This window comes from Curvibacter fontanus (assembly GCF_054780335.1).
In genome coordinates this window covers 273,282-285,958 of the sequence record NZ_BAAGWN010000011.1, presented here as the reverse complement: position 1 = coordinate 285,958, position 12,677 = coordinate 273,282, and the positions used below count along the sequence as shown (strand labels likewise).

The 12,677-nt window shown below is 66.2% G+C and carries 13 protein-coding genes; 10 read left to right on the top strand and 3 right to left on the bottom strand.

Going from position 1 to position 12,677, the window contains the following annotated elements:
* Position 1: 1 nt before the first annotated feature.
* The 3 genes from proC to ACYVH8_RS07515 form a co-directional block, all read right to left on the bottom strand.
* Positions 2-817, bottom strand: a complete 816-nt coding sequence (gene proC / locus ACYVH8_RS07525; RefSeq protein ID WP_460488222.1) for a pyrroline-5-carboxylate reductase — start codon at positions 815-817, stop codon at positions 2-4.
* Positions 818-907: 90 nt separating this feature from the next.
* Positions 908-2,401: a glycerol kinase GlpK gene (gene glpK, locus ACYVH8_RS07520; RefSeq protein ID WP_460488221.1), complete on the bottom strand. Its 1,494-nt coding sequence runs from the start codon at positions 2,399-2,401 to the stop codon at positions 908-910.
* A 24-nt stretch (positions 2,402-2,425) separates the two neighbouring features.
* Positions 2,426-3,238 (bottom strand): DeoR/GlpR family DNA-binding transcription regulator, encoded by an 813-nt coding sequence (locus ACYVH8_RS07515; RefSeq protein WP_460488220.1) that lies wholly within the window; start codon positions 3,236-3,238, stop codon positions 2,426-2,428.
* A gap of 146 nt (positions 3,239-3,384) precedes the next feature.
* Between ACYVH8_RS07515 and ACYVH8_RS07510 the strand changes: the two genes are divergently transcribed.
* The 10 genes from ACYVH8_RS07510 to rplE all read left to right on the top strand — a co-directional run bounded on the left by ACYVH8_RS07510 (position 3,385) and on the right by rplE (position 12,669).
* Positions 3,385-4,485: an ABC transporter ATP-binding protein gene (locus ACYVH8_RS07510; RefSeq protein WP_460488264.1), complete on the top strand. Its 1,101-nt coding sequence runs from the start codon at positions 3,385-3,387 to the stop codon at positions 4,483-4,485.
* 1 nt (position 4,486) lies between these two features.
* A complete protein-coding gene (locus tag ACYVH8_RS07505; RefSeq protein WP_460488219.1) occupies positions 4,487-5,599 on the top strand; it encodes an ABC transporter ATP-binding protein in 1,113 nt (370 codons plus the stop codon).
* Positions 5,596-6,477: a carbohydrate ABC transporter permease gene (locus tag ACYVH8_RS07500; protein ID WP_460488218.1), complete on the top strand. Its 882-nt coding sequence runs from the start codon at positions 5,596-5,598 to the stop codon at positions 6,475-6,477. Before ACYVH8_RS07505 ends, ACYVH8_RS07500 begins: the two co-directional genes overlap by 4 nt.
* Entirely contained in the window at positions 6,470-7,291 is an 822-nt protein-coding gene (locus ACYVH8_RS07495) for a carbohydrate ABC transporter permease (protein WP_460488217.1), read from the top strand. The genes ACYVH8_RS07500 and ACYVH8_RS07495 overlap by 8 nt, the downstream gene beginning before the upstream one ends.
* A gap of 143 nt (positions 7,292-7,434) precedes the next feature.
* Positions 7,435-7,743 carry a DUF2160 domain-containing protein gene (locus ACYVH8_RS07490; protein WP_460488216.1) on the top strand — a complete coding sequence of 103 codons (309 nt, stop codon included), beginning with the start codon at positions 7,435-7,437 and terminating at the stop codon, positions 7,741-7,743.
* Positions 7,744-7,862: 119 nt separating this feature from the next.
* Complete coding sequence (locus ACYVH8_RS07485) at positions 7,863-9,596, top strand: ABC transporter substrate-binding protein (RefSeq protein ID WP_460488215.1); 1,734 nt, start codon at positions 7,863-7,865, stop codon at positions 9,594-9,596.
* Between the two features lie 93 nt (positions 9,597-9,689).
* Positions 9,690-11,273: a glycerol-3-phosphate dehydrogenase/oxidase gene (locus ACYVH8_RS07480; protein ID WP_460488214.1), complete on the top strand. Its 1,584-nt coding sequence runs from the start codon at positions 9,690-9,692 to the stop codon at positions 11,271-11,273.
* Positions 11,274-11,428: 155 nt separating this feature from the next.
* Complete coding sequence (rplN, locus tag ACYVH8_RS07475) at positions 11,429-11,797, top strand: 50S ribosomal protein L14 (RefSeq protein WP_174253436.1); 369 nt, start codon at positions 11,429-11,431, stop codon at positions 11,795-11,797.
* A gap of 9 nt (positions 11,798-11,806) precedes the next feature.
* Complete coding sequence (rplX, locus tag ACYVH8_RS07470; protein ID WP_460488213.1) at positions 11,807-12,127, top strand: 50S ribosomal protein L24; 321 nt, start codon at positions 11,807-11,809, stop codon at positions 12,125-12,127.
* A 2-nt stretch (positions 12,128-12,129) separates the two neighbouring features.
* Entirely contained in the window at positions 12,130-12,669 is a 540-nt protein-coding gene (gene rplE / locus ACYVH8_RS07465) for a 50S ribosomal protein L5 (protein WP_174253434.1), read from the top strand.
* Positions 12,670-12,677: the final 8 nt, after the last annotated feature.

Below are 12,677 nucleotides of genomic sequence, written 5' to 3'. Positions count from 1 at the left end.
CTCAGTCTTTGCCGTACTCGGCGCCTAACTCGCGTGAGCGTCGTTCGGCCGCATGCAGGGCCTGGCCGAAAAGCGCCTTGAGCTTCTGGCTCTCCATCAGGGTGATGGCCGCGTAAGTGGTGCCGCCCTTGGACGTGACGCGCTGGCGCAGCACCTCGGGCGGCTCGTCGGAGAACTTGGCCAGTTCGCCCGCGCCGCGGAAGGTGTCCACGGCCAGGTGATAAGCCTGCTCATGGCTCAGGCCCATCTCCACCCCGGCAGCGGCCATGGCTTCGAGGAAATAAAACACATAGGCCGGGCCCGAGCCCGAGAGCGCGGTCACGGCGTCGAGCAGTTCTTCGCGCTCGACCCAGACGAACTCGCCCATGACCGAGGCAATGTGTTCGATGTGCTCACGGTCTTGCACACCCACGCCGGCGCGCGCGTACAGGCCGGTGATGCCCCGGCCGATCAGCGCCGGTGTGTTGGGCATGCTGCGCACGATGCGCTCGCAGCCCAGCCATCGCGCGATGCTGCCGCTGGGGATGCCGGCGGCCACGCTCATGTGCAGGGCGTCGCGCACATGGGGTGCGGCGGGTAGTGCGGCGTCCTTGAAGGTCTGCGGCTTGACGGCCCAGATCACGATGGGGAAGTTCTTCAGGAAAGGGCCGGGTTCGGCATGGGCCACCAGGCCGAAGTTGTCCTTGAGCCGCTGCTGTGCTTCGGGGTTGGTGTCCACCACCTCGATGCGGGCGACCGGCAGGCCCTTCTTGATCAGGCCGCCGATGATGGCGCTGGCCATATTGCCGCCGCCGATGATTGCAATGCGTTCGTTCATGGGTCTTCAGGGTGGCCGCTCGGCCGCCGGGTGCGCAAGGGAATATTCCTGGGGCATTGTCGCAGCTTGTGCTGCGGCTACCCGCGGGGTTCAGAGGGCGACGGTCTGGCGTACCGCGTGCTCCCAGCGCTCCATCAGCTCCGCAGCGCGCGCGCGCGGCAGCGTGGGCACGAAGGTGCGGTCCACGCGCCACTGGCGCGAGAGTTCTTCCAGGTTGTCGTACAGGCCGCTGCTCAGGCCGGCCAGGTAGGCGGCGCCCAGGGCCGTGGTTTCAACCACGGCCGGCCGCAGCACCGGGATGCCGAGCAGGTCGGCCTGGAACTGCATGAGGAAGTCGTTGACGCAGGCGCCGCCGTCCACGCGCAGCTCGCTGACGGGCACGCCGCCGTTCTCCACCGCGTCGCGGCTCATGGCCTGCAGCAGGGCCGCGCTCTGGAAGGCGATGCTCTCGAGCGCGGCGCGCGCGATGTGGGCGAGGGTGGTGCCGCGTGTGAGGCCGACGATGGCACCACGCGCATCGGGCTGCCAGTAGGGCGCGCCCAGGCCGGTGAAGGCCGGCACAAACATCACGCCGCCGGCGTCGGGCACGCTCTGCGCCAGGCTCTGCACCTCGCCGCTGCTGTGGATGGCGTGCAGGCCGTCGCGCAGCCACTGCACCACGGCGCCGCCGATGAAGACGCTGCCTTCGAGCGCGAACTCGGGTGTGGCACGTGGTTGTGCCGAACTTGTGGTGATCAGCCCGTTGAGGCTGGTGTGAAAGCGCTGACCCGTGTGCATGAGCATGAAGCAGCCCGTGCCGTAGGTGTTCTTGGCCTGGCCGGCGGCGAAGCAGGCCTGGCCGAACAGGGCGCTCTGCTGGTCACCGGCCACGCCGCCGATGGGAATGGACGCGCCCAGCAGCGCGGGCGCGGTGCGGCCGAAATCCGCGCTGGAGGGATGCACCTCGGGCATGAGCTGGGGCGGGATGTTCAGCACGGCCAGGAGTTCGGCGTCCCAGCGGTTCTCGTGCACGTTGAAGAGCATGGTGCGCGAGGCGTTGCTGACGTCCGTCACATGCACCTGGCCTTCGGTGAGCTGCCAGATCAGCCAGGCGTCCACGGTGCCGAAGGCCAGCTCGCCGCGTTCGGCGTGCTGGCGCGCCTCGGGCACGTGGTCCAGAATCCACTGGAGCTTGGTGCCGGAGAAATAGGCGTCGATGCGCAAGCCGGTCTTGGCGCGGATCGTATCTTCCAAGCCGCGCGCGCGCAGCTCGGCGCAGCTGGGCTCGGCGCGCCGGTCCTGCCAGACGATGGCGTTGTAGATGGGCCGGCCGGTGCGGCGGTTCCACACCACGGTGGTCTCGCGCTGGTTGGTGATGCCTATGGCCTTGATCTGCCGTGCTTCGAGCCCGGCCTGGCGCAGCACCTCGCGCGCGGTCTCCAGCTGGGTCTGCCAGATCTCCATCGGGTCGTGCTCCACCCAGCCGGGCTGCGGGTAGATCTGGCGGAATTCGCGCTGCGCCATGGCCGCGATGCTGCCGTCGCGGCGGAAGACGATGCTGCGCGAGCTGGAAGTGCCCTGGTCCAGGGCCAGCAGGTAATCCACGGCGGTATCTCCTTTGGGGCCTGTTCAGTTGGCGATCACGCATTCCACACCGGCCTGGGCCATGAGGGGCGTGAAGAGCTCGGGCGGCTCGGCGTCGGTGAAGAGGCGGTCGATGTCCCCCAGCGGTGCCAGCTGCACCATGGCCGGCCGGTGGAACTTGCTGTGGTCCGCGGCCAGCCAGACCTCGCGCGAGTGGTCGATGATGGTGCGGGCGACTTTCACCTCACGGTAATCGTAGTCGCGTAGTGTTCCATCGGCCTCGATACCGCTGATGCCGATCAGGCCGATGTCCACCTTGAACTGCTTGATGAAGTCCACCGTCGCTTCGCCCACGATGCCGCGGTCCAGCGCGCGCACCACGCCGCCGGCGATGATGACCTCGCAGCCCGGGTTGTCGATCAGGATGGAGGCCACATGCAGGTTGTTGGTGATGACACGCAGGCCCCGGTGGCGCACCAGTTCGCGCGCCACGGCCTCGATGGTGGTGCCGATGTTCATGATCAGCGAGCAGCCGTTGGGCACGCGCTGCGCGATGGCGCGCGCGATGCGCGCCTTGCCTTCGGCCTGCAGGGCCTGGCGCTGGCGGTAGGCGATGTTCTCGGTGGTGGAGCTGGGCAGGCGCACACCGCCATGGAAGCGGGCCAGCAGGCCGGCCTCGGCCAGGCGTTGCACATCGCGCCGCACGGTCTGCAAGGTGACCTGGAATTGTTCGGCCAGGGCCTCGATGGAGGCGGAGCCGTGGGTGCGCACTTCTTCGAGCAGGCGGGTCTGGCGTGGGTTCGGGGTCATCGTACGTCGGGCCTCTTGTTCCGATGGGAGTAGACCATAAACAAACAAATGCGACGCTAGATTAGGGAAAATACCGAAATAAAACGAACATAAAAACAATAAATTCGAAAAAATAAACACATAACCCACGTCATGCGCCCTTTATTCCTGATTCTCAGCCGTCTTGCTGCATGGCCCTGCGCCCGGGGGCTGCCATGCGCCTGAGCCTGGAGCGCGTGGGTCAGGTGGTCGGGGCGGGCACCCACCTCTACCCCCTGGACCTGGACCTGCAGCCCGGTGCCGTGACCGTGCTGCTGGGCGCTACCCAGGCCGGCAAGACCAGCCTGATGCGCCTGATGGCGGGCCTGGACCGGCCGACCCAGGGCGCGGTGCGCGTGGACGGGCGCGACGTCACCGGCGTGCCGGTGCGCGAACGCAATGTGGCCATGGTCTACCAGCAGTTCATCAACTACCCGTCGATGACGGTCTACGACAACATTGCCTCGCCGCTCAAGCTGCGGCGCGAGGCCGGTATCGAGGCGCGCGTGCGCGAACTGGCGGCCAGGCTGCACATCGGGCCTTATCTGAAGCGCCTGCCGGCCGAGCTGTCCGGCGGCCAGCAGCAGCGCGTGGCGCTGGCCCGCGCCATGGCCAAGGCCGCGCCTCTGATGCTGCTGGACGAACCGCTGGTGAATCTGGACTACAAGCTGCGCGAGGAGTTGCGCGAGGAACTGGCCCAGCTCTTCGCGGCTTCCGACGCCACCGTGGTCTATGCCACCACCGAGCCCGGCGAGGCCTTGCTGCTGGGCGGTTACACGGCCGTGCTCGACGCCGGCGAGCTGCTGCAGTACGGGCCGACGGCCGAGGTCTTCCACGCGCCGCGCAACCTGCGCGTGGCACGCGCCTTCAGCGACCCGCCCATGAACCTGCTGGCGGCCGAAGCCGGTGCGCAGGGTGTGGTGCTGCAACCGCGCGCAGGCCAGATGGCGCCCGCGCCCCTGCCGCTGGCATTGCCGCCGGGCGCAAGGGGCCAACTGACCCTGGGCGTACGTTCCAGCGATCTGCATCTCGCCCCCCAGGCCGGCGGCCTGGTGCTGCACGGCAGCGTGGAGCTGGCCGAGATCTCGGGCTCCGACACCTTTGTGCACGTGGCCACGCCGGTGGGCGAGCTCGTGGCGCAATTCACCGGCGTGCACCGCTTCGAACTGGGCGCGCACCTGGACCTGGGCCTGGACCCGGCGCAGGTTTATGTCTTTGACGCGTCGGGAGCGCTGCTGCTGGCGCCGCGGCGCGCTGGCCGCGCGGGAGGGCGTTGAGATGGCACGCATCGAGCTCGACCTCGCGCACGCCTACAAGCCGGACCCGAAGGAGGACGCTGACTACGCCCTGCGTCCCCTGCGCATGGCCTTCGAGGACGGCGGCGCCTATGCCTTGCTGGGCCCCTCGGGCTGCGGCAAGACCACCATGCTCAACATCATCTCGGGGCTGGTGCGACCCTCGCACGGTCAGGTGAGGTTCGGCGGGCAGGACGTGACGCCACGCACGCCGCAGGAACGCAACATCGCCCAGGTGTTCCAGTTCCCCGTGATCTACGACACCATGACCGTCGGGGAGAATCTGGCCTTCCCGCTGCGCAACCGCAAGGTCGCGCCCGAGCGCATCCGCCAGCGCGTGGGCGCGATCGCCGAGATGCTCGAACTCAGCGGCCAGCTGGACCAGCGGGCGGCGGGGCTGGCGGCCGATGCCAAGCAGAAGATCTCGCTCGGCCGCGGCCTGGTGCGTGAAGACGTGTCCGCCGTGCTCTTCGACGAGCCGCTGACCGTGATCGACCCGCACCTGAAGTGGAAGCTGCGCCGCAAGCTCAAGCAGATCCACCACGAACTCAAGCTCACGCTGATCTATGTCACGCACGACCAGGTGGAGGCGCTGACCTTCGCCGACCAGGTGGTGGTGATGACCGAGGGCCGGGTGGTACAGGTCGGCACGGCCGACGCGCTGTTCGAGCGGCCCGAGCACACCTTCGTCGGGCACTTCATCGGCTCGCCGGGCATGAACTTCCTGCCCGCGGCCTGGCGCGGCGGCGCGTTGGAGGTGGCGGGCTGGCCGGTGGCGATGGAGGGTGGTGTCGATGCGCAGCTGCTGGCCACGGCGGGCGAATTCACGCTGGGCGTGCGGCCGGAATACGTGACGCTGGCGCCGGAAGGCGCGCCCGGTGTGCTGGGCGCGCAGGTGCTGAGCTGCCAGGATGTGGGCACCTATGGCCTGCTGACGGCACGCCTCGGCGACACACTGGTGCGCGCGCGCCTGGGGCTGAACGAGGCGCTGCCCGTGGCCGGGGCCCGCGTGGGGCTCAGGCTGGTGGGTCCACGCAGTTGTTATTACCGCGACGGCCAGTTGCTGGGGTCGCGAGGCAAGGAGTCGGGCGCATGAAACCCGTCAATCAGAAAGCCTGGTGGCTGATCCTGCCCGTGGTGGTCTGCGTGGCCTTCTCGGCCATCCTGCCGCTGATGACGGTGGTGAACTACTCGGTGCAGGACATCATCAGCCCCGAGCGCCGTGTCTTTGTCGGCACGGAATGGTTCAAGGCCGTGATGCGCGACGAGGAGCTGCACGCCGCGCTGTGGCGGCAGATGGTCTATTCCTGCTCGGTGCTGCTGATCGAGATTCCGCTGGGCATCGCCCTGGCCCTGTCCATGCCGGCGCAGGGGCGGCGCGCCTCGGTCGTGCTGGTGCTGGTGGCGATTTCGCTGCTGATCCCGTGGAACGTGGTGGGCACGATCTGGCAGATCTACGGCCGCACCGACATCGGCCTGCTCGGTGCCGCGCTGGCCCGGCTGGGCATCGACTACAGCTATACAGGCAGCGCGCGCGACGCCTGGGTCACGGTGCTGGTGATGGACATCTGGCACTGGACGCCGCTGGTGGCGCTGCTCTGCTACGCCGGCCTGCGCAGCATCCCCGATGCCTACTACCAGGCGGCGCGCATCGACGGCGCCAGCCGCCTGGCGGTGTTCCGCTACATCCAGCTGCCCAAGCTGCGCGGTGTGCTCATGATCGCCGTGCTGCTGCGTTTCATGGACAGTTTCATGATCTACACCGAACCCTTTGTGCTCACCGGCGGCGGGCCGGGCAATGCGACGACCTTCCTGAGCCAGTACCTGACGCAGAAGGCCGTGGGCCAGTTCGACCTGGGGCCGGCCGCGGCGTTCTCGCTGATCTATTTCCTCATCATCCTGCTGCTGTGCTTCGTGCTCTACAACTGGATGCAGCGCGTGGGCACGTCGGACAAGGAGGCCAGCCATGACTAAGCCGTTCCTGCGCTTGCCGCGCCTGAGGGTGCTGTTCCTGCTGGCCTATCTGCTGTTCGCCATCCTGCCGATCTACTGGATGGTCAACATGTCCTTCCGCACCAACGAGGAGATCCTCTCGACCTTCGCGCTGTGGCCTCAGCCGTTCACCTGGGACAACTACAAGGTCATCTTCACCGATCCGGCCTGGTACATGGGCTACGTGAACTCGATGATCTATGTGGCGCTGAACACGATCATCTCCATCGCTGTGGCGCTGCCGGCCGCCTATGCCTTTTCGCGCTACCGATTCCTCGGCGACAAGCACGTGTTCTTCTGGCTGCTCACCAACCGCATGACGCCGCCCGCGGTGTTCCTGCTGCCCTTCTTCCAGCTCTACACGACCTTGGGCCTGATGGACACGCACATCGCCGTGGCGCTGGCGCATCTGGTGTTCAACGTGCCGCTGGCGGTCTGGATCCTCGAAGGCTTCATGAGCGGCATTCCTCGCGAGATCGACGAGACCGCCTACATCGACGGCTACTCTTTCCCGCGCTTTTTCCTGACCATCTTCATGCCGCTGATCAAGTCCGGCGTCGGTGTGGCGGCCTTCTTCTGCTTCATGTTCAGCTGGGTAGAGCTGCTGATGGCGCGCACCCTGACCAGCGTCGATGCCAAGCCCATCGTGGCCACCATGACACGCACTGTGTCCGCGGCCGGCATGGACTGGGCCGTGCTGGCCGCGGCCGGCACGCTGACCATCGTGCCCGGCGCCATCGTGATCTGGTTCGTGCGCAACTACATCGCCAAGGGCTTCGCCATGGGGCGGGTCTGACCCGAAGAGGAACAAGACCATGAACCCAAGCCAGCATTCACCCGGAGTGGAAAAACCAGGGCACCCGCGGAACCGGCTCCGCCGGGCCGCAGGGTGCGTCCCCCCCAGGGGGAGCAGCGCCGCAGGCGCTACAGGGGGGCACCATGTTTGACTGGATGGCCTGGACGGCGCCCGTGGCGGGCTTCTTCGCCGCCGTGGCGCTGACGCTGGTGGTGATGACGGTGTGGGAGATCAAATCCCCCACCGTGGAACGCAAGGGCTGGCTGCCGCTGCGCACGACGCGCGGTGACCGTCTCTTCATCGGCCTTCTGTGCGCGGCCTATCTCAACCTCGCCTTTGTCGGCGTGAGCGAGAAGCTGATGCTCTGGCTGGAACTGGAGCAGGAACCTTCGGTTTGGACTTCTTTCGGCGCCTCCATGCTGGTGCTGGCGCTGATCATGAGGAAAGGGTGAGGGCACCCCCACGTGTCCCACCGGCAAGACCGCGTCAGCTCTAAGACGCAAGGGAATACGGCCGCAAGCTCCCCAGGCCGGGTTCCTCGTTCAGGGGAGCCGATATTGAGGAGATCCCGATGAAAGTCAAATACGGTTTGATAGCGTTCGCGGCGGCGGCGCTGGTGACGGGCCAGGCGGCCTGGGCCGGCGAGCCTGAAGCGAAGAAGTGGATAGACAGCGAGTTCCAGCCGTCCACGCTGAACAAGGACCAGCAGATGGCCGAGATGAAATGGTTCATCGAGGCGGCCAAAAAACTGCAGGCCAAGGGAGTGAAGGAGATCGCGGTGGTGTCGGAGACGATCACCACGCACGAATACGAATCCAAGACCCTGGCCAAGGCCTTCGAGGAGATCACGGGCATCAGGGTCAAGCACGACCTGATCCAGGAAGGCGACGTGGTCGAGAAGCTGCAGACATCGATGCAGTCTGGCAAGTCGATCTACGACGGGTGGATTTCGGATTCGGACCTGATCGGTACGCATTACCGCTACGGCAAGATCATGAATCTGACCGACTACATGGCCGGCAAGGGCAAGGAGTGGACCAACCCGGGGCTGGACATCAAGGACTTCATCGGCACCAGCTTCACCACCGCGCCCGACAAGAAGCTCTACCAGCTGCCCGACCAGCAGTTCGCCAACCTGTACTGGTTCCGCGCCGACCTGTTCGCACGCCAGGACCTGAAGGACAAGTTCAAGGCCAAGTTCGGTTATGACCTGGGCGTGCCGCTGAACTGGAGCGCCTACGAAGACATCGCCGAGTTCTTCTCCAACGACGTGAAGACCATCGACGGCAAGCCCATCTACGGCCACATGGACTACGGCAAGAAGGACCCGTCGCTGGGCTGGCGCTTCACCGACGCTTGGCTGTCCATGGCCGGCACCGCCGACATCGGCATCCCCAACGGCCGCCCGGTCGACGAATGGGGCATCCGTGCCTCGGCCGACGGTTGCAACCCGCTGGGTGCAAGCGTCTCGCGCGGCGGTGCCACCAACTCACCGGCCGCCGTCTACGCGCTGACCAAGTACGTCGACTGGATGAAGAAGTACGCACCGAAAGAGGCCACCGGCATGACCTTTGGCGAAGCTGGCCCGGTGCCCGCCCAGGGTCAGATCGCGCAGCAGATCTTCTGGTACACGGCCTTCACCGCCGACATGACCAAGCCCGGCCTGCCGGTGGTCAATGCCGACGGCACGCCCAAGTGGCGCATGGCCCCCGGCCCCAACGGCCCGTACTGGAAGAAGGGCATGCAGAACGGCTACCAGGACGTGGGCTCGTGGACCTTCTTCGAGGCGCACGATGCCAACAAGACGGCCGCGGCCTGGCTGTATGCCCAGTTCGTGACGGCCAAGACCACCTCGCTCAAGAAGACGATCGTGGGCCTGACGCCGATCCGCGAATCGGACATCCAGAGCAGGGCCATGACCGACCTCGCGCCCAAGCTCGGTGGCCTGGTCGAGTTCTACCGCAGCCCTGCCCGCGTGGCCTGGACGCCGACCGGCACCAACGTCCCCGACTACCCCAAGCTCGCCCAGCTCTGGTGGAAGAACGTGGCCGTGGCCGTGACGGGCGAGAAAACGCCGCAGGCCGCGATGGACAACTTGGCCGAAGAGATGGACCAGGTGATGGCCCGTCTTGAGCGTGCCGGCATGGCCCGCTGCGCGCCCAAGCTCAACAAGAAGGAGGACCCGAACAAGTGGCTCTCCGACAAGGGTGCGCCGTGGAAGAAGCTGGCCAATGAGAAGCCCAAGGGCGAGACCATCGCCTACGAAACCCTGCTGAACGCCTGGAAGGCGGGCCGGGTGCGGTAAAGCCGGGAAATCCGGGGCGGCCGATGGCGGTGTGAAACTTGCATGCGCTCGGCCGTCCCTTCCCAAGAATTTGTCTGTCAGTTAGTTTGATTTATGAATCGCGCACAGCTTTTCGCCCGTCTGGCCGAACCTCGCGCTTGGGACCTGGCCGTGGTCGGAGGCGGCGCCACCGGCCTGGGCGTGGCGCTGGACGCGGCGGCGCGCGGCCTGTCGGTCGTGCTGCTGGAGTCGCACGATTTCGCCAGCGGAACTTCCTCGCGCTCAACCAAGCTCTTGCACGGGGGCGTGCGCTATCTGGCGCAGGGCAATCTTTCCCTGGTGCGCGAGGCGCTGCACGAGCGCAGCACCGTGCTGCGCAATGCGCCGCACCTGGCTTCCAGGCTGTCTTTCATCATGCCCTCCTATGCCTGGTGGCAGACGCCCTTTTATGGCGTGGGCCTCAAGCTGTATGACCTGCTGGCGGGCCGTGCCGGCCTGGGCGCGACGAGTTTCCTGGGGCGTGCGCAGACCCTGGCCGCCCTGCCCAACCTGCAGCCCGCCGGCCTGTGCGGCGGCGTGTCGTACTGGGACGGCCAGTTCGACGATGCGCGCCTGGCGCTGGCGCTGGCACGCACGGCCGCTCGTGAGGGTGCCCTGCTGTTGAACTACTGCGCGGTGACGCAGCTGCAGCACCAGGGCGGGCGCGTGACGGGCCTGCGCTGCGAAGACCGTCTCAGCAAACAGGCTTACACAGTGCGCGCGCGTTGTGTCGTCAACGCCACGGGGGTCTGGGTCGATGCGCTGCGCCAGCTCGACGGCGCTGCCCAGGGCCGCAGCGTCGGCCCGGTGGTGGCGCCCAGCCAGGGTGTGCACGTGGTGGTGGACCGGGATTTCCTGCCCGGCGAGCACGCCCTGCTGGTGCCGCGCACGGCCGACGGCCGGGTGCTGTTCGCCGTGCCCTGGCTGGGCAAGCTGGTGCTGGGCACCACGGACACGCCGCGCAGCGACCTGCCGCGCGAGCCGCGCCCCCTGCGCGCCGAACTCGACTTCATCCTGGGCGAGGCCGCGCGCTACCTGGCACGGCCCCCGACCCGCGCGGATGTGAAGAGCATCTGGGTCGGCCTGCGCCCGCTGGTCCGGCCGGCCGGTGACGATGACGCCGACACCGGTCGCCTGAGCCGCGAGCACACGGTGCTGGTCAGCGCCACGGGCCTGGTCACGGTGACCGGCGGCAAATGGACCACCTACCGTGCCATGGCCGAGGATGTGCTGGCGCGCTGTTTCCGGGCCGGGCTGCTGCCCGAAAAACCGGCTGGGGTGAGCGACCGGCTCAAGCTGGTGGGGGCGGAGTCGACGCTTGATGCTTCGAGACCGGCGGTGGCCGCCGCTGCTGGCCTTCATACATATGGCAGCGAGCAGGCTCTGCTCCAGTCCCTGCCGGGGGCCGGACTGTTGCTGGCGCCTGGCCTGGACGAGGCCATGGTGCGTTTCGCAGCCAGATATGAGTATGCGCTAACTGTCGAGGATGTTCTTGCTCGGCGTTCACGTCTGCTCTTCCTTGACGCGGCTTTGGCGGCATCGCTGGCGCCACGGGTGGCGGCCATCCTGGCCGAGGAAACCGGGCGGGACCCGGCCCTGGCCGACTTTCTGGGCCTGGCCCGGGACTATTTAAGCTGGCCGTCCGAACAAGACGCTTGACGCTCTGCCAATTCTTTGGCACAATTGCGGGCTTCGCTTGAAAAAGCTGAAGTTTCTGCCCAGCGGAAGCGGCGTGAGTGGTTCATGCCGGGGACGACGGGCCCAAGACTGACCGGTTTGCCTTGTGCTTACTGGTGCAAGTTGGGAATATTGAAATGATCCAGACTGAATCTCGGTTAGAAGTCGCCGACAACACCGGCGCGAAGTCCGTTTTGTGCATCAAGGTGCTCGGCGGTTCCAAGCGTCGCTACGCCAGTGTCGGCGATGTCATCAAGGTGAGCATCAAGGAAGCCGCTCCGCGTGGCCGCGTCAAAAAAGGCGAGGTCTACAGCGCTGTGGTGGTTCGCACCGCCAAGGGCATCCGCCGTGGCGATGGCTCCCTGGTCAAGTTCGACGGCAATGCCGCCGTGCTGCTCAACAACAAGCTGGAGCCCATCGGCACCCGCATCTTCGGCCCGGTCACGCGCGAACTGCGCACCGAGAAGTTCATGAAGATCGTGTCCCTGGCTCCTGAAGTTCTCTAAGGACAGGCCATGAACAAGATTCGCAAAGGCGACGAAGTCATCGTCCTCGCCGGACGTGACAAGGGCAAGCGCGGCAAGGTCGCGCTGCGCAAGGATGAGACCCATGTGGTGGTCGAGGGCGTGAACACGGTGAAGAAGCACGCCAAGCCCAACCCCATGAAGGGCACGACCGGCGGCATCGTGGAAAAAACCATGCCGATCCACCAGTCCAACGTGGCCATTTTCAATGCGGCCACCGGCAAGGCCGACCGCGTCGGCATCAAGCTGCTGGCCGACGGCAAGCGCGTTCGCGTTTACAAGTCCAGCGGCGAAGAAATCAAGGTGGCATAAACATGGCGCGTCTGCAACAACACTATCGCGAGAAGGTGGTCCCTGAGTTGACCGCCAAGTTCGGCTACAAGTCGCCCATGCAAGTGCCGCGTCTGACCAAGATCACCCTGAACATGGGTGTGAGCGAAGCCGTCGCCGACAAGAAGGTCATGGACAACGCCGTGGGCGACCTGACCAAGATCGCCGGCCAGAAGCCGGTGGTGACCAAGGCCAAGAAGGCTATCGCCGGTTTCAAGATCCGCGAGCAGCAGGCCATTGGCTGCATGGTGACTCTGCGCGGCGTGCAGATGTACGAGTTCCTGGACCGTTTCGTCACCGTGGCCCTGCCCCGTGTGCGCGACTTCCGTGGTATCTCGGGCCGCGCCTTTGATGGCCGTGGCAACTACAACATCGGCGTGAAAGAGCAAATCATCTTCCCCGAAATCGAATACGACAAGGTGGACGCCCTGCGTGGTCTGAACATCAGCATCACCACGACGGCCCAGACCGATGAAGAGTGCAAGGCACTGCTCGCCGGTTTCAAATTCCCCTTCAAGAACTGAGGTGACCT